The sequence below is a fragment of the Arthrobacter sp. Ms25 genome, from assembly GCF_059090365.1.
The window spans coordinates 301,667-318,421 of sequence record NZ_JBNHFP010000004.1; the positions used below are offsets into that span (position 1 = coordinate 301,667).

At 64.2% G+C, this 16,755-nt stretch carries 14 protein-coding genes; 12 read left to right on the plus strand and 2 right to left on the minus strand.

Annotation, left to right across the window (positions count from 1 at the left end):
• Positions 1–7 precede the first annotated feature (7 nt).
• The 3 genes from ychF to AC5RT8_RS12990 all read left to right on the plus strand — a co-directional run bounded on the left by ychF (position 8) and on the right by AC5RT8_RS12990 (position 2,642).
• A complete protein-coding gene (ychF, locus tag AC5RT8_RS12980; RefSeq protein ID WP_494096114.1) occupies positions 8–1,093 on the plus strand; it encodes a redox-regulated ATPase YchF in 1,086 nt (361 codons plus the stop codon).
• Between the two features lie 326 nt (positions 1,094–1,419).
• Positions 1,420–1,947, plus strand: coding sequence for a hypothetical protein (locus AC5RT8_RS12985; RefSeq protein WP_494096115.1), 528 nt, complete (start codon positions 1,420–1,422; stop codon positions 1,945–1,947).
• Positions 1,948–2,084: 137 nt separating this feature from the next.
• Positions 2,085–2,642 carry a dihydrofolate reductase family protein gene (locus AC5RT8_RS12990; RefSeq protein WP_494096116.1) on the plus strand — a complete coding sequence of 186 codons (558 nt, stop codon included), beginning with the start codon at positions 2,085–2,087 and terminating at the stop codon, positions 2,640–2,642.
• An 83-nt stretch (positions 2,643–2,725) separates the two neighbouring features.
• On the opposite strand, the gene AC5RT8_RS12995 is transcribed toward AC5RT8_RS12990, so the two are convergent.
• Positions 2,726–4,657, minus strand: a complete 1,932-nt coding sequence (locus AC5RT8_RS12995) for an MFS transporter (RefSeq protein WP_494096117.1) — start codon at positions 4,655–4,657, stop codon at positions 2,726–2,728.
• 577 nt (positions 4,658–5,234) lie between these two features.
• Here AC5RT8_RS12995 and AC5RT8_RS13000 point away from each other — a divergent pair.
• The 6 genes from AC5RT8_RS13000 to AC5RT8_RS13025 all read left to right on the plus strand — a co-directional run bounded on the left by AC5RT8_RS13000 (position 5,235) and on the right by AC5RT8_RS13025 (position 13,277).
• Positions 5,235–6,884 carry a peptide ABC transporter substrate-binding protein gene (locus tag AC5RT8_RS13000; RefSeq protein ID WP_494096118.1) on the plus strand — a complete coding sequence of 550 codons (1,650 nt, stop codon included), beginning with the start codon at positions 5,235–5,237 and terminating at the stop codon, positions 6,882–6,884.
• 132 nt (positions 6,885–7,016) lie between these two features.
• Positions 7,017–7,943, plus strand: coding sequence for an ABC transporter permease (locus AC5RT8_RS13005; protein ID WP_494096119.1), 927 nt, complete (start codon positions 7,017–7,019; stop codon positions 7,941–7,943).
• Complete coding sequence (locus AC5RT8_RS13010; RefSeq protein ID WP_494096120.1) at positions 7,936–8,889, plus strand: ABC transporter permease; 954 nt, start codon at positions 7,936–7,938, stop codon at positions 8,887–8,889. The genes AC5RT8_RS13005 and AC5RT8_RS13010 overlap by 8 nt, the downstream gene beginning before the upstream one ends.
• Positions 8,886–10,580, plus strand: coding sequence for an ABC transporter ATP-binding protein (locus AC5RT8_RS13015; RefSeq protein ID WP_494096121.1), 1,695 nt, complete (start codon positions 8,886–8,888; stop codon positions 10,578–10,580). The genes AC5RT8_RS13010 and AC5RT8_RS13015 overlap by 4 nt, the downstream gene beginning before the upstream one ends.
• Before the next feature lie 326 nt (positions 10,581–10,906).
• On the plus strand, positions 10,907–12,829 hold the full coding sequence (gene typA / locus AC5RT8_RS13020) for a translational GTPase TypA (RefSeq protein ID WP_494096122.1): 1,923 nt from the start codon (positions 10,907–10,909) through the stop codon (positions 12,827–12,829).
• The gene (locus AC5RT8_RS13025; protein WP_494096123.1) at positions 12,816–13,277 is read left to right on the plus strand and encodes an AzlD domain-containing protein; all 462 of its coding nucleotides are present in this window, start codon (positions 12,816–12,818) and stop codon (positions 13,275–13,277) included. The genes typA and AC5RT8_RS13025 overlap by 14 nt, the downstream gene beginning before the upstream one ends.
• Before the next feature lie 81 nt (positions 13,278–13,358).
• Here AC5RT8_RS13025 and AC5RT8_RS13030 read toward each other — a convergent pair whose 3' ends face one another.
• Complete coding sequence (locus AC5RT8_RS13030) at positions 13,359–13,598, minus strand: putative acetyltransferase (RefSeq protein WP_494096124.1); 240 nt, start codon at positions 13,596–13,598, stop codon at positions 13,359–13,361.
• Between the two features lie 139 nt (positions 13,599–13,737).
• Here AC5RT8_RS13030 and fdxA point away from each other — a divergent pair, with 139 nt between their 5' ends.
• From fdxA to AC5RT8_RS13045, 3 genes are all read left to right on the plus strand, one after another.
• Positions 13,738–14,061 (plus strand): ferredoxin, encoded by a 324-nt coding sequence (gene fdxA, locus AC5RT8_RS13035; protein ID WP_494096125.1) that lies wholly within the window; start codon positions 13,738–13,740, stop codon positions 14,059–14,061.
• Positions 14,058–15,233 carry a succinyldiaminopimelate transaminase gene (gene dapC, locus AC5RT8_RS13040; protein ID WP_494096126.1) on the plus strand — a complete coding sequence of 392 codons (1,176 nt, stop codon included), beginning with the start codon at positions 14,058–14,060 and terminating at the stop codon, positions 15,231–15,233. Before fdxA ends, dapC begins: the two co-directional genes overlap by 4 nt.
• Positions 15,234–15,434: 201 nt before the next feature.
• Positions 15,435–16,727: a citrate synthase gene (locus tag AC5RT8_RS13045; RefSeq protein WP_494096127.1), complete on the plus strand. Its 1,293-nt coding sequence runs from the start codon at positions 15,435–15,437 to the stop codon at positions 16,725–16,727.
• The last annotated feature ends 28 nt before the right edge of the window (positions 16,728–16,755 follow it).

Here is a 16,755-nt window from a genome sequence, read left to right on the forward strand (position 1 = left end):
TACTAACGTGGCTCTTACTATTGGCATCGTCGGACTGCCCAACGTCGGCAAATCAACCCTTTTCAATGCGCTGACCCGCAACAACGTGCTGGCGGCGAACTATCCGTTCGCCACCATCGAACCGAATGTCGGCGTCGTGTCCCTTCCGGACCCGCGGCTGGCCAAGCTGGCTGAAATCCACGGTTCGGCGCGCATCCTTCCGGCCACGGTGTCCTTCGTGGACATCGCCGGGATCGTCAAGGGCGCCTCCGAGGGTGAAGGCCTGGGCAACCAGTTCCTGGCCAACATCCGTGAGGCCGAGGCCATTGCCCAGGTTATCCGCGTGTTCGATGACCCCGACGTCATCCACGTGGACGGCAAGGTCGATCCGCGTTCGGACATGGAGACCATCAACACCGAGCTGATCCTGGCCGACCTGCAGACGCTGGAAAAGGCGATTCCGCGGGTGGAGAAGGAAGTCAAGATCAAGAAGCGCGACGCCGCGCAGCTGGCTGCCATGCAGGCCGCGCAGGCTGTGCTGGAGCGCGGCGATACGATCTTCTCCTCGGTGGAGAAGGACAAGCTGGACATGGAGCACCTGCGCGAGCTGAGCCTGCTCACCGCCAAGCCGTTCATCTACGTGTTCAACGTGGACGACGCCGTCCTGGGCAACCCGGAGCGCCAGGCCGAGCTGCGCGAACTCGTGGCTCCTGCCGACTGCATCTTCCTGGACGCCAAGCTCGAAGCCGACCTGGTGGAGCTGGACGAAGAAGAAGCCCGCGAGATGCTGGAAATGAACGGCCAGGAAGAATCCGGCCTGGACCAGCTGGCCCGTGTCGGCTTCCACACCCTGGGCCTGCAGACCTACTTGACGGCCGGCCCGAAGGAAACCCGCGCCTGGACCATCAAGCAGGGCGACACCGCGCCGCAGGCTGCCGGCGTCATCCACTCCGATTTCCAGCGTGGCTTCATCAAGGCCGAAGTGGTCTCCTTCGACGACCTCGTGGAGGCCGGGTCCATGGCTGAGGCCAAGTCCCGCGGCAAGGTCCGGATCGAAGGCAAGGACTACGTCATGGCCGACGGCGACGTGGTTGAGTTTAGGTTTAATGTCTAGGTTTATCGCCTGAAACAATCAGAATGCCGCCCTCGCCGGAAACGCTGAGGGCGGCATTTCTTGTAACCGGGGTCGATAGGTTTACGCTGACCTATCCGGGCAGAACTCCTTGGTCCAGAAGTGCGTTGGGCAGGCCGGATACTTGGACAAGAGAACAGAATCCCTCAAAGACACAGCCTGGGCGATCATGGGACTACCGGAGAAGAGCACCGAGTATGCCCCGTTGGGGCCAGCTGAGCTGCAGAAGGCCTTACTGGAAGGAATGAACAGTGCCCGCCTTTAGGACACATATGAGGATGTTCACGGCCGCGGCTGCTGTGCTCCTAGTGGGAACGACACTAACCGCGTGCGCCGAGAAGGATCCCACTACGACAATCAGTGCCAGGGAAGGGCGGGACCGGGTGGTGGAACTCGTGTTCACTACCGCCGAACAGCTCGACGTCACCGGGTGGTGGCCCCGCAACGGGTCAGCGTGGGCGCAGGAGTGCACCCCCGAAAGCGGCCATGGACGGGGGGACGCCACCGCCAGTTACAGCTACGACCGCTGGGCCCCTCAAGGAACGGACCATGTTGAGGACGCCCAGCGCGTCGCCGAGTATTGGGAGTCCCTTGGCATGACCGTACGCACCATAAACCCGACAAAAGACCCGGTCGTGTTTGGCGAGGGTGGTCCCGTCCTCCGGGCTGAATTCGATACTGATGCACCTGAACAGTCGTACAGTATCGGGGCTACTGCCCCCTGCTCGCCGGGCGACGCGTTTACGTTGAATGAGGAGGACAGTGCCGAGCGCGATCAGGGCAAAGTCCTCCCGGGAGACGAAGGCCTCGTCCTTCAGGAAGAGCCCCCGCACTAACTCCACGAAGCAATCCCAGCCTGCCCCGGCACATCGCGGCGCCGTCGGTCCTTCATTCATGCCGACATCGCGATGCTCCAGGCTCCAGACGGTCAAACCCATTGCAGACAGGCCCCGCCGAATCGGAGAATCGCCGTATGGGCCTTCTGACTTTCAGCATCAACGTCACCCTGGACGGCTGCATCGACCACCAGGAGGGTATTGCCGACGACGAGACGCACGCCTACTTCACCGCCCTTCTGGACGAGGCCGGCGCCATGCTCTGGGGGCGGACCACGTACGAGATGATGGAGAGCGCCTGGCCGGCGGTTGCCCGAGGCGAGGTCGAAGCGCCTGAGGCGCTGCGGGGGTGGGCGCTCACGCTGGAGGCAAAACCCAAGTACGTCGTGTCAGCGACACGCAGCGACTTCCCGTGGAACAACAGCCACCGCATCGAAGGGGACCTGCGCACCGCGGTGCAGGAGCTCAAGGACCGGACCCCGGACGGGGTGCTCGTCGGCAGCGGGAAACTGGCGGCAGGGCTGGACCGGCTGGACCTGATCGACGAGTACAGGTTCCTCGTCCACCCTAGGATCACCGGCCACGGCCCGACTCTGTACCAGGGTCTTCTCGACAGCACGCGCCGCCTCGAACTCGTCTCGGCGGAACCGATGCGCAACGGTGCAATCTCCGTACAATACCGGCGGGCTGACTGAGGTCCACCGGGGGAAATAAAAGCAGGCCGTACCCAACGGGCCCGGCCTGCTTCTACTAACAACTTTCGTGCCTATTCGGCGGATTACACCGTGCTGCCTTCAGACTGCAGGGCTTCACCGCGGGAGCGCAGGTAGGTCGCGATCGCCAGGCGGTTGATTGCGGACCGGCTGACGATGCCGACGGGACGGGAATCGTTGCCAGCGACCACCGGTACCTTCTTCAGGCGTGCGTCCGACAACGCCGCCACTGCGTCACTGATCGATGCGCCGGCGTCGAGAGTGACGACGTCGTGCGTTGCGAGCCGCATGACGTTTAGGTTCGCGAGATCGGACATGGCCTGGTCCAGGTCGTCCCCAGCCCCGATGGCATAGGAATAGATCGACGTCGAGGACGGATGGGTGGCAGACAGATAGCGCAGGACGTCGCCGTCGGACAGGAAGCCCGCCAGCGTGCCGTCGGCGTTGAGGACCGGTGCGCCCGAGATGCCGCGCTCAGCGAAGGTCCGGAGGGCGTCCAGCACCGTGGAGTCCGAGGACAGGGCATACACGTCGGACTTCATGATTGCTTGGACACTGTCCGCCGGAAGCTGGACGCTTTCAGCGGGGCGGCGCGAGCGTACCGAACGGTAGGCCAGGAAAGCGAGCAGAATGCCGATAATCGAGGTGACAACCACCAGGGCAACGGAACCGTGGAAGCCCGCAAGCAGCGAATCGGTTTCGCCGCGCCCGGCACCGGCGTTCGCCGCAATGACGGCGCCGTAGATACCGGTGGCGAGCGAAGTGCCCACGCAGCCGGCGATCTGGAAGCTGGTGGAGACCACCGTAACGCCGTGCGGGCTGGTCTCACGGTCGAGGTTGGACAGCGCGAACGTCTGTGCAGGCCCGACGACGAAGGCCGTAGCGAGCACTGCCGGAACGTAGAGCAGCCCGAAGATCCAGACCGAGGAATGTCCGGCGGCAACGCCGACGAGCGTGACGAAGACGGCCATAACGAGGAACCCGAGCGGGATGGACCAGCGTCCGCCGTGCCGGTCGAACAGGCGGCCGGCGATCGGCCCCATCCCCACGGTCAGCAGGATGCCGGGCGCGAGGGTGAGCGAAGCACCCAGCGGCGGCATGTCGAGCGCGCCCTGGAGGAACAGCGGGATGGTGACGTTCATGGCGAACACGAAGACCAGGCCCAGCATCGTCATCAGCACACCGAACACGAAAGGTGCGTTGGAGAACGGCCGCAGATCGAGCAGGGGGTGCTCGATACGGCGCTGGCGGACGACGAACAGCCACATTGCCAACAGTCCGACGACGCCGGCGATACCTGCGTAAAGGGCCGATCCCTCGAACGCGCTAGAGACGCCATAGAGGATACCGACCAGCCCGACAGCTACGAGAATGAACGACAGGATGTCGAGAACCGGACGGCCCAGTTCAGCAACGTTCCGCAGGATGACCGCGCCGGCAAGCAGCACGGCGAGGGTGAGGGCACCGAAGACCCACATCAGGGTGGTCCAGGGAGCAACGGTCAGAATGACGCCGGACAGGACGATCGCCAGTGACGGGCCCAGCGTGGTCATTGCCGCCATGATGCCCATATTGAGCCCCAGCTTTTCCCGCGGAGAGACGGCAAGGGTGATGTTCATGCCGATGGGGGTGAGCAGGCCGGTTCCGATGGCCTGCAGCAAACGGGCGATAAGCAGTACTTCGAAGCTAGGGGCGAGGGCTCCCACCACTGAACCCAGCGTCATGAGCGCGACGACGGCGACGAACAGCGGCCGGGTGGGGAACCGGTGGTACAGCACGTTCGCGACAGGCACGAAGACTGCTGCGACGAGCAGGTAACCGGTGGTGAGCCACTGCACGGTACCCACATTGACGCCGAAGTCCTGCATGATCGGCGTGAAGGCTACGTTGAGAAACGTTTCGTTGAACGTGGCAAGGAACGCGGCGGCTGCCGCGACCGCGATCATTCCACCTGCACGTCCCTTGACATCGGGACGGGAATTTTGAGGGGGCGCCATGGAATCTCCTGACAGTCGGCGGTGTGGAGGCTATCGACCGTGCCGTGTCAGAAGGTTCTTGTATGGACCTCGCGTGTCGTGTCATCGATGCCGGGGTGGCCAAAGGCCGTCAACGATTCTAGCAGAATAGGGGCCCGGGCCCCGGGTACCAGCAGCGCAGGCCGCCCGCACCGCGTCGAGGGGCCGGCCTTTTGCTTCGGCACGGGAACGGCAACACCGGCCAGTCTCCTGCCCTTCTTCGGGCGGCTTCTCGGCGTCGCGCTCACGGAGCCCTGGCGCGCGGGGGAGGAGCATCCATCCCATACAACCCCTCAATGTGACATGCGATCGCATGTATTACGCGGCCGGGTTACCAAATTGTTACCCGGTGGCTTCATGGGCTGTAAACGCACGTGAGAAGCGGCTTTTGAGCCTGCCCGGCAGCATGCCGGAACCGCCGAAGCTGCGTGCTTCCGGTGATTGTTACCTGGGGGCAACAAAGTGGGCTTATGCTGTTGGCTTTGTGAGTCGGTTCACCATTTGGCAGAGCCGCAGCGCCGGGGTGAGCACCGGCATCGAAACAGAACTAGGAGGCGGAATGCGCGTCACACGCACTTCCAAAATGCTGAGCGTAGCGGCCGTAGCCGTTCTTGCGCTGAGCGCCTGCGGCGGAGGATCCGACGAGTCGGCCGAAGGTTCAGGTGAGAACGCGGACAACAGCACCGCGATCATCACCGCCAACGGCACCGAACCGCAGAACCCGCTGATGCCGGTCAACACCAACGAAGTTGGCGGCGGACGCATCATGGACCTGATCTTCGAGGGCCTCGTCAGCTATGACGTCGACGGCGGCACGGTCAACGAACTCGCCGAGTCCATCGAGACCGAAGATTCCCAGACCTACACCATCAAGGTGAAGGCTGACCAGAAGTTCACCAACGGCGAGGCCGTCACGGCCAAGTCCTTCGTTGATGCCTGGAACTTTGGCGCAGCCGCCAAGAACGCCCAGCTCAACTCGTACTTCTTCGAGAGCATCGAAGGCTACGACGAGGTTAGTGCCGAAGGCGCAACCGTCGAGACCATGAGCGGCCTGGCCGTTGTGGATGACAACACGTTCACCGTCAAGCTCAGCCAGCCGGAATCCGACTTCCCGCAGCGTCTCGGCTACACGGCCTTCTTCCCGCTTCCCGCCGAGGCCCTTGAGGACCCGGCAGCGTTCGGCGAGAACCCGATCGGTAACGGCCCGTACATGCTCGACGGCGAGGATGCCTGGGAGCATGAGGTCAAGATCGATCTGGTCGCGAACCCGGATTACACCGGCACGCGCGTACCGCAGAACGGTGGAGTGACCTTCACGTTCTACAACTCCTTCGACGCTGCCTACTCGGACCTGCAGGCAGACAACCTGGACATCCTGGACACCATGCCGCCCAGCGCGCTGAAGACGTTCAAGACGGACCTGGGCGAAGGCCGCTACTCCGAAAAGGCGTACGCGGGCAACCAGACCATCACCATCCCGGGCTACCTGCCCGAGTTCTCCGGTGAGGCTGGCGAGCTCCGCCGCCAGGCGATCTCCATGAGCATCGACCGGGAAGAAATCACCTCGGTGATCTTCTCCGGCTCCCGTGAACCGGCCACCGAATTCACCGCGCCGGTCATCGAGGGCTACAGCGACAGCATCGAAGGCAACGAGGTGCTCGAGTTCAACCCCGAGAAGGCCAAGGAACTGTGGGAAGAAGCCGAAAAGCTCTCCCCGTGGCCCGCCGACAAGGCCTTCGAGATTGGCTACAACGCCGACGGCGGCCACCAGGAATGGGTGGACGCAGTTGCCAACGGCCTGAAGAACAACCTCGGCATCGAAGCGCAGGGACGTTCCTACGCAACGTTCAAGGAACTGCGTGCAGACGCAACCGCCAAGACCCTGACCGGTGCCATCCGCTCCGGCTGGCAGGCTGACTACCCGTCGCTGGCCAACTTCCTCGGCCCGAACTACGGCACCGGCGGCGGCTCCAACGACGGCGGATACTCCAACGAAGAGTTCGACACCCTCCTGAGCGAAGGCCTTGGTGCCTCCTCGCCCGAGGAAGGTATCGATAAGTTCAACCAGGCACAGGAAATCCTGCTCCAGGATCTTCCCGTTGTCCCGCTGTGGTACCAGGTGGCGCAGTCCGGCTGGAGCACCCAGGTGGACAATGTCGAAACCGGCTGGAACGGCGTTCCCGTGTACTACAACGTAACGGCCAAGTAAGCAGTATCTAGACCGACCAATCCAGGGCCCGGCCACAAGGCCGGGCCCCGGCTTGTTTCGGGTTCTACCAAGAACAGGCATATCAAAAATGCGAGCCCTAAATCCCCCACAGCTGCCGGGAGGCCACTCCTAATGGCCGGCTACGTCCTTCGACGCTTCCTTCAAATGATCCCCGTGTTCTTCGGGGCCACTTTCCTTGTCTACTTCCTGGTGTTCTCCCTTCCCGGAGACCCCATTGCAGCGCTCTTCGGTGACAAGCCCGTCAATGAGGCAGTCGCCGCGCAGCTGCGTGCCCAGTACAACCTGGACCAGCCTTTCCTGGTGCAGTACCTGCTGTACCTGAAGAACCTCGTCACCTTCGACCTCGGCGTCGACTTCTCCGGGCGGGAAGTTTCGGCCGTCCTGGCGCAGGCCTTCCCGGTGACCATCCGGCTTGCGATCCTCGCCTTGCTCTTCGAGGCCGTGTTCGGCATCGTGTTCGGCCTCATCGCCGGTCTGAAGAAGGGCAAAGCCTTCGACAGCACCGTCCTGGTTGTATCCCTGGTGGTCATTGCCATCCCCGTCTTCGTCCTGGGCTTCCTGCTCCAGTTCATCGTGGGCGTGAAGCTCCAATGGACAGCCCCCACCGTGGGCGGCGATGCCGGCTGGACGGACCTGATCCTGCCGGCAATCGTCCTCGGCCTGGCCTCTTTCGCGTACGTGCTGCGGCTGACGCGCACCTCGGTGATCGAGAACATGAACGCCGACTATGTCCGTACCGCCACGGCCAAGGGCCTGTCCCGTCCCCGGGTGGTCACCGTGCACATCCTGCGCAACTCGCTGATTCCCGTGGTGACGTTCCTCGGAGCCGACCTCGGCGCCCTGATGGGCGGCGCGATTGTCACCGAAGGCATCTTCAACGTCCCCGGCGTGGGGCAGCGGCTTTACCAGTCAATCGTCAGGGGAGAGGGAGCCACGATCGTATCGATCGTGAGTGTCCTTGTCCTTGTCTACGTAGTGGCCAACCTGCTCGTAGACCTCTTGTACGCCTGGCTTGATCCGAGGATCCGTTATGAATAAAGACATCAGAAACATCGAGCACTACGTCGCTCCGCTGGAGGAAACCCCTCTGGCCGCGACCGACAGCGTCAAGGAAGACGTCCAGCCGCTGAGCCTCTGGGGCGAGGCCTGGCGCAACCTGCGCAGGCAGCCGCTGTTCATTATCTCGGCACTGCTCATCGTGCTGATCCTCACCGTGGCAGCGTTCCCCGGCCTGTTCACCAACGTGTCTCCGGATGAAGGCTGCACGTTGTCGGATTCCAACGGCGGACCGACGTCGGGCCATCCGCTCGGCTTTACCTTTCAGGGCTGCGACGTCTACGCCCGGCTAATCTACGGAACCCGCGCCTCGGTCCTGGTCGGACTGCTGACCACCCTGGCCGTCGTCGTCATCGGCGGCGTCCTGGGTGCCCTGGCCGGCTACTACGGCGGCTGGCTGGACGCGGTCCTCGCGCGCCTGGGCGATATCTTCTTCGCCCTTCCGCTCATCCTCGGCGCCATCATCATCATGCAGCTGCCGGCCTTCCGTGAGAACCGCACAGTCCTGACAGTGGTGTTTACGCTCCTGGTCTTTGGCTGGCCGCAGGTGGCCCGCATTACCCGCGGTGCGGTGATCTCCGTACGGAATTCGGACTTCGTGGTTGCCTCGCGTTCGCTGGGCCTGTCCAAGTCCAAGGCCCTCATCAAGCACGTGCTGCCCAACGCCATGGCTCCGGTCATCGTCATCGCCACCATTTCGCTGGGAACGTTCATTGTTGCGGAAGCCACGCTGTCCTTCCTGGGCATCGGGCTGCCGCCGAGCGTCATGTCCTGGGGTAACGACATCTCCGACGCGCAGACATCCCTGCGGACCAACCCGTCAACACTGCTCTGGCCCGCAGGCGCCCTGTCCATTACCGTGCTGAGCTTCATCATGCTCGGCGACGCGGTCCGTGATGCTCTTGATCCGAAGGCGCGCAAACGATGACCATTCACACTGAAACAGCGGCTGCCCAGCCGCTGCTCGAAATCCGCGACCTCGCCATCAGCTTCGCCACGGCGAACGGCGAGGTGGAAGCGGTCAAGGACGCACACCTCACGATCATGCCCGGCGAAACCGTGGCCATTGTGGGCGAATCGGGATCCGGCAAGTCGACCACTGCGCTGGCAGCGATCGGCCTGCTGGCCGGCAACGGGCGCGTGAGCGGCGGACAGATCCTCTTCGACGGGGAGGACATTTCCCACGCCAGCGCCAAGCGGATCCAGGAACTGCGCGGTAATTCCATCGGCATGGTTCCCCAGGACCCGATGTCCAACCTGAACCCGGTGTGGAAAATCGGATTCCAGGTCAAGGAAACGCTGCGCGCCAACGGGCTGCCGCATTCCCCGGCGGACATCACCAAGGTGCTGGAACAGGCGGGCCTGCCGGACGCGGAACGCCGTGCCAAGCAGTTCCCGCACGAGTTCTCCGGCGGTATGCGCCAGCGTGCGCTGATCGCCATCGGCCTGTCCTGCCGGCCGCGCCTGCTGATCGCGGATGAGCCGACGTCGGCCCTGGACGTCACTGTCCAGCGGCAGATCCTGGACCACCTGGGCACCCTGACCGACGAGCTAGGCACCGCGGTGCTGCTGATCACGCACGACCTCGGGCTCGCCGCTGAACGCGCCCAGAAGGTCGTGGTGATGTACAAGGGACGCGTGGTGGAATCCGGGCCGGCCCTGGAAATCCTCACCAACCCGCGCCACCCCTACACCCGCAAGCTCGTGGAATCGGCGCCGTCGCTGGCCTCCAAGCGCATCGACTCCGCCAAGAGCCTGGGACTCGAAAGCACGGACCTGCTCACCTCCGAAGACGGCGCCAAGCTGAAGGCCGCGGACAACGTCATCGAGGTAAAGGACCTGAGCAAGGTCTTCAAGCTCCGCAACGGGCTCGGCAAGTCCACCGACTTCACCGCGGTGGACAACGTTTCCTTCAACATCAAGCGCGGCACCACCACCGCCGTCGTCGGGGAGTCCGGTTCGGGCAAGTCCACGGTGGCACGCATGGTACTGAACCTGGAGACGCCCACCAGCGGATCCATCCTGTTCAACGGGGTCGATATGACCACGCTGAACAGCAAGCGCCTGTTTGAGTTCCGGCGCCGGGTACAGCCGATCTTCCAGGATCCGTACGGTTCCCTGGACCCGATGTACAACATCTTCCGCACCATCGAAGAACCCCTTCGGGTGCATAAGATCGGCACGCCCAAGAGCCGGGAAGCCAAGGTGCGCGAGCTCCTTGACCAGGTGGCACTGCCGTCCTCGGTGATGCGCCGCTACCCCAATGAGCTCTCCGGCGGCCAGCGCCAGCGCGTGGCTATTGCACGGGCACTGGCACTGGATCCCGAAGTCGTCATCTGTGACGAAGCAGTATCCGCGCTGGACGTGCTGGTGCAGGCACAGATCCTGAACCTGCTGGCGGACCTGCAGTCGGAACTGGGCCTGAGCTACCTGTTCATTACCCATGACCTGGCGGTGGTCCGGCAGATCGCGGACTTCGTCTGCGTGATGGAGAAGGGCAAGCTGGTGGAGACCGGCACCACCGACGAGGTGTTCGATGCTCCGCAGCAGGCCTACACCCAGGCCCTGCTGGCAGCCATTCCCGGTTCCCGGCTGGAGTTGCCGCCGGAAGTCGCCTAACGGCTTCCGCATCCGCGTACCGCATCCGCCGACGGCGGGGGACCTGACCGGGTTCCCCGCCGTCGGCGTTTGCGCTTCCACGGCGGCCGCATTGTGTGCCGGAACCCGGCGGCGCTGCCGGCGCGGCGGGCCGGCATTAGGGATCGTATGGTATTGCGACTAGAATGTTAGCGTGCCCGCTGACGGCGGGGCCTTCGGTGGATTCTGACTGGTGATTGAGCAAGCGATTGAATCAGCATTCGTACAGAACAGCCGGAAACGCCGGAACCAATCCGGCCGATAAGATACACCCCCGAACTGATCTCCTATGAATTGAGTCCTCACGCATGTCAGAAACCAACACGGCCGTAAATACCGCAGTACGGAGCGATCTCCGCAACGTTGCGATTGTGGCCCACGTTGACCACGGTAAGACGACCCTCGTCGACGCCATGCTGAAGCAGACGAACTCGTTTGCCGCCCACGGAGACGTGGAAGAACGCGTGATGGACTCCGGTGACCTGGAGCGCGAAAAGGGCATCACCATCCTGGCCAAGAACACCACCGTGTTCTACAACGGCCCGGCTGCCAAGGGTGAAACCATCACCATCAACGTCATCGACACCCCCGGCCACGCCGACTTCGGCGGCGAGGTCGAGCGCGGCCTGTCCATGGTCGACGGTGTCGTCCTGCTGGTCGACGCTTCCGAAGGCCCGCTGCCCCAGACCCGTTTCGTGCTGCGCAAGGCGCTGGCCGCGAAGCTTCCGGTGGTCCTTCTCGTCAACAAGACCGACCGTCCCGATGCCCGGATCGACGAGGTAGTCAGCGAGTCCATGGACCTGCTGCTGGGCCTGGCCTCCGACCTCGCGGACGAAGTTCCCGACCTTGACCTTGACCTGGTCCTGAACGTTCCAGTGGTCTACGCCGCCGCCCGCGTCGGTGCAGCGTCCCTGGAGCAGCCCGCTGACGGCGAGGCCCCCGCGAATGACAACCTGGAACCGCTGTTCCAGACGATCATCGACCACATCCCGGCCCCCACGTACGATCCCGAGGGTGTCCTCCAGGCGCACGTCACCAACCTGGACGCCTCCCCGTTCCTGGGCCGCCTCGCCCTGCTGCGCATCTTCAACGGCACCCTGCGCAAGGGCCAGCAGGTCGCCTGGGCCCGTGCCGACGGCACCATGAAGACCGTGAAGATCACCGAGCTGCTCGCCACCAAGGCACTCGAGCGTGTTCCCGCCGAATCGGCAGGCCCCGGCGAGATCGTCGCCGTCGCCGGCATCGAGGACATCACCATCGGCGAAACCCTGACCGACGTCGACAACCCCAAGCCGCTGCCGCTGATCACCGTGGACGATCCCGCGATCTCCATGACCATCGGTATCAACACCTCGCCGCTGGCCGGCAAGGTCAAGGGCGCCAAGGTCACCGCCCGCCAGGTCAAGGACCGCCTCGACAAGGAACTTATCGGCAACGTTTCGCTCAAGGTCCTTCCGACCGAGCGTCCGGATGCCTGGGAAGTCCAGGGCCGCGGCGAGCTCGCCCTGGCCATCCTCGTGGAGCAGATGCGCCGCGAAGGCTTCGAACTGACCGTGGGCAAGCCGCAGGTTGTCACCAAGCTGGTCGACGGCAAGGTGCACGAGCCGATGGAACACATGACCATCGACGTGCCCGAGGAATACCTCGGCGCCGTGACCCAGCTGATGGCTGCTCGCAAGGGCCGCATGACGAACATGGCCAACCACGGCACCGGCTGGGTCCGGATGGAATTCATTGTTCCCGCCCGCGGCCTGATCGGTTTCCGTACCCGGTTCCTCACGGAAACCCGCGGCGCCGGCATCTCCGCATCCATCGCTGAAGGCTACGAGCCGTGGGCCGGCCCCATCGAATACCGCACCAACGGTTCGATGATCGCCGACCGCGCCGGTGTGGTCACCCCGTTCGCCATGATCAACCTGCAGGAACGCGGCTCCTTCTTCGTGGAGCCCACCTCCGAGGTCTACGAAGGCATGATCGTGGGCGAGAACTCCCGCGCCGATGACATGGACGTGAACATCACGAAGGAAAAGAAGCTCACCAACATGCGTGCCGCTTCCTCCGATACCTTCGAAAACCTCACCCCGCCGCGGAAGCTCACCCTGGAAGAGTCCCTCGAATTCGCCCGCGAGGACGAGTGCGTCGAGGTCACGCCGGAATCCATCCGTATCCGCAAGCTGATCCTGGACGCCAACGAGCGCGCCAAGGCCAACCGCGCCCGTGCCAAGGCCTAGTCCGATTTCCGCTTCGGCAGATAACCGCAAGAGGTCCCCGCGCTGGCGGGGGCCTCTTGCGGCCGTGGCCGGCGGCATCCTGGCGGCCGTGCTGGGCACCTCCCTGCACGGCCACATCGTGTATGCCGGTGACAACGGACTGCCCGTCGGCGCCTTGCTGGCCGTCGTGTTCAGCGGCGCCGTCGCGCTCCTGATCGGCCTCTGGCAGCGCAGCGCGCTGCTGAGCACCGTCACCGGCGTCGTCACGTACCTGGTGCTGGGACTCTTCTCACTGGACCTCGTCAGCGAGGTCCCGCTGATCGTGACCGGCTCCTCGGCACCGGAGCAGCCGCCCGTAGTCACCGCAGGACTGGTGTGGCTCTTCGGGCAGGCGGTTGCCACTGTGGCAGCCGTACTGCTCTGCGCGCGCATACTGGGACGGGACCGGGCAGAAGGCGCCGTCGCCTAGGCATCTGCCGAACTTTTCGGGCACGTAAAAGGGCCGCCGGAACACCGTTCCGGCGGCCCTTCTGCATTAAATTCCAGTGGTCTACTGCGGGCGCATCCGCGCAGGGCGGCGCGGGGGAGCGGGCGGAACGGTTTTGGCCGCCGTCACCAGAGGATACGGAATGACGACGTCGCCGCGCCGGGTAGCGACCGTGCACCCGTCGGCACCGACGTCGCTGAGCGTGCCGAGGGCATCGGTGAAGCCGCCGTCGATCCGGTAGCGGACCACCACCCGCACGCCGGGCGGCAGTGCGCGCAGCAGTGCGGCGGCGTCGGAGGTCATGCCTCCATCCTACGGCGGGGTCGTAGTCACCGGGACGCTCCGGCTGGGAGATAATGGACAAGGCTACTAACGTGGAACCAACACCCAGCGATCCGCCGTCCTATCGGCCGACGGCCCGCAGATCAGGAAGGCAAGGGACGTGACGTACGTAATTGCGCAGCCATGCGTGGATGTCAAAGACAAGGCATGTATTGAAGAGTGCCCCGTGGACTGCATCTATGAAGGCGAACGCTCCCTCTATATCCACCCGGACGAATGCGTCGACTGCGGCGCCTGTGAGCCGGTCTGCCCGGTGGAAGCCATTTACTACGAGGACGACACTCCCGAGGAATGGGCGGACTACTACAAGGCCAACGTCGAGTTCTTCGACGATCTCGGTTCGCCCGGCGGCGCCGCGAAGGTAGGCAACACGCACAAGGACCACCCGATCATCGCGGCCCTGCCCCCGCAGAACCAGTCATGAGCACTGCAGGACCCCGGGCCTTCGGCCTGGACCTGCCCGAATACCCCTGGGACGCCATGGCGCCCTACCAGCGCCGGGCAGCGGAACACCCGGACGGGGCCGTGAACCTGTCGATCGGTACCCCTGTGGACCCGACGCCCGCCGTCGTCCGTGACGCGCTGGCAGCAGCCTCCGATGCCCCCGGCTATCCCACCACCCACGGCACCGCCGACCTTCGTACTGCCGTCACGGAGTGGTTTGCCCGGCGCCGGAACGTTCCCGGACTGGATCCGGCCGCTGTGCTGCCGACCGTCGGTTCCAAGGAACTCGTCGCCTGGCTGCCGCTGCTGCTCGGACTGGGGGAGGGCGACGTCGTCGTCCGCCCGGTGGTGGCCTACCCCACCTACGACATGGGAGCGGTTTTCGCCGGCGCGACGGCGGTCGCTGCGGATTCCCTGTCGGACCTGGATGAGCAGACACGTTCGCGCGTGCGGCTCGTCTGGGTGAATTCCCCGGGGAACCCCACCGGCATCGTCCGTTCGGCGCAATCACTGCGCAGGCTCGTGGAGGAGGCCCGCGCCGTAGGTGCCGTGGTCGCTTCCGACGAATGCTACGCCGAGCTTGGCTGGGGGCAGTGGGATCCTGCCCGCGGCGGCGAACCCGTCCCCAGCATCCTGGATCCGCGCATCAGCGGCGGAAACACCGAGTCGCTGCTGGCGGTGTACTCGTTGAGCAAACAGTCGAACATGGCCGGCTACCGTGCCGCGTTCACCGCCGGGGACCCTGCTGTGATTGCGAATCTGGTCAACAGCCGCAAGCACGCCGGAATGATTGTTCCCGCGCCGGTGCAGGCCGCAATGGCCGCCGCACTGCGCGATGACGCGCATGTGGCGGCGCAGAAGGACCTCTACCGCTCCCGTCGGGACCTGCTGGTTCCGGCGCTGGAGGGATTCGGCCTGAAAATCGAGCACTCCGAGGCCGGGCTGTACCTGTGGGCGAGTGCAGGGGAGGACACCTGGGCAACCGTGGCACGCTTCGCGGAGCTCGGCATAGTAGTGGGGCCCGGGGTGTTTTACGGCGACGCCGGTGCCGGCTTTGTGCGGATTGCGCTTACGGGCACCGACGAGGGCATCGCAGCCGCTGCCGGGCGGCTGCAGGCAGCATCGACGTCCGACAGCGCCCGCCTGAGGTAGCACCGGGAGGGACGAGGAACGTGCACCGCGCCGCAGTACCTCACCCCGCCATGTTGCGCTTGTACAACAGTGCCCGCCCCGATTAGTGGTAAGGGCACTGAAACCGGTAGCGTTTTAGCGAAATAGTTTAGTGGAATGCACTATGTCCGCCGGAAGCGGATGTACATAGCGGCGGTTTCGAAAACTCCTAAAGGAGAATTAATGACTGAGCAACCAAGTGCCAAGCTCCAGTACGGGCCAAATCCCGAAGATGAGCTTGTACTGCCCCGCGTTGCCGCAGCGGAGGGAAACAACGGATTCGACGTTTCCAAGCTGCTGAAGCAGACCGGCACCGTCACTTTTGACCCCGGCTTCATGAACACGGCGGCCACCACGTCCGCGATTACCTACATCGACGGCGACCAGGGCATCCTGCGTTACCGCGGCTATCCGATCGAGCAGCTGGCGAAGCACTCGAGCTTCCTCGAGACCTCCTACCTGCTGATTTACGGGGAACTGCCCACCCCCACCGAGCTGGAGAATTTCGACCAGCGGATCCGCCGCCACACCCTGCTCCACGAAGACCTCAAGGGCTTCTTCGGCGGATTCCCCCGCGATGCGCACCCCATGCCCGTGCTCTCCTCGGCGGTCAGCGCGCTCTCCACCTTCTACCAGGACTCCCTGGACCCGTTCGACGAAGAACAGGTGGAGCTCTCTACGGTCCGCCTGATGGCCAAGCTGCCCGTCATCGCCGCCTACGCCCACAAGAAGAGCATCGGCCAGCCGATGCTCTACCCGGACAACTCCATGAACCTGGTGGAGAACTTCATGCGGCTGTCCTTCGGCCTGCCGGCCGAGCCGTACGAAATCGACCCGGACCTGGTCAAGGCCCTGGACCTGCTGCTGATCCTGCACGCAGACCACGAGCAGAACTGCTCCACCTCCACGGTGCGCCTGGTCGGCAGCTCCAACGCCAACATGTTCGCCTCCGTCTCGGCGGGCATCAGCGCCCTCTTCGGCCCGCTGCACGGCGGCGCCAACGAAGCGGTCCTGAACATGCTGCGCGACATCAAGGCCACCGGCATGGCCCCGGAAACCTTCATGGAAAAGGTCAAGAACAAGGAAGACGGCGTGAAGCTCATGGGCTTCGGGCACCGCGTCTACAAGAACTACGATCCGCGTGCCAAGATCGTCAAGGCGACCGCCCATGACATCCTGGCCAAGCTCGGCGGCAACGACGAGCTGCTGGATATCGCCATGCGCCTCGAAGAGAAGGCACTCGCCGACGATTACTTCATCGAGCGCAAGCTGTACCCGAACGTGGACTTCTACACCGGCCTGATCTACAAGGCCATGGGCTTCCCGGAAAAGATGTTCACCGTCCTGTTCGCCATCGGCCGCCTGCCGGGCTGGATTGCCCAGTGGCGCGAAATGATGCAGGACCCGCAGACGAAGATCGGCCGCCCGCGCCAGCTCTACACGGGCGCACCGGAGCGGGACTACCCGCAGCGCTGATCTGCTTTGTATGGAAAAGGGAAGGTCC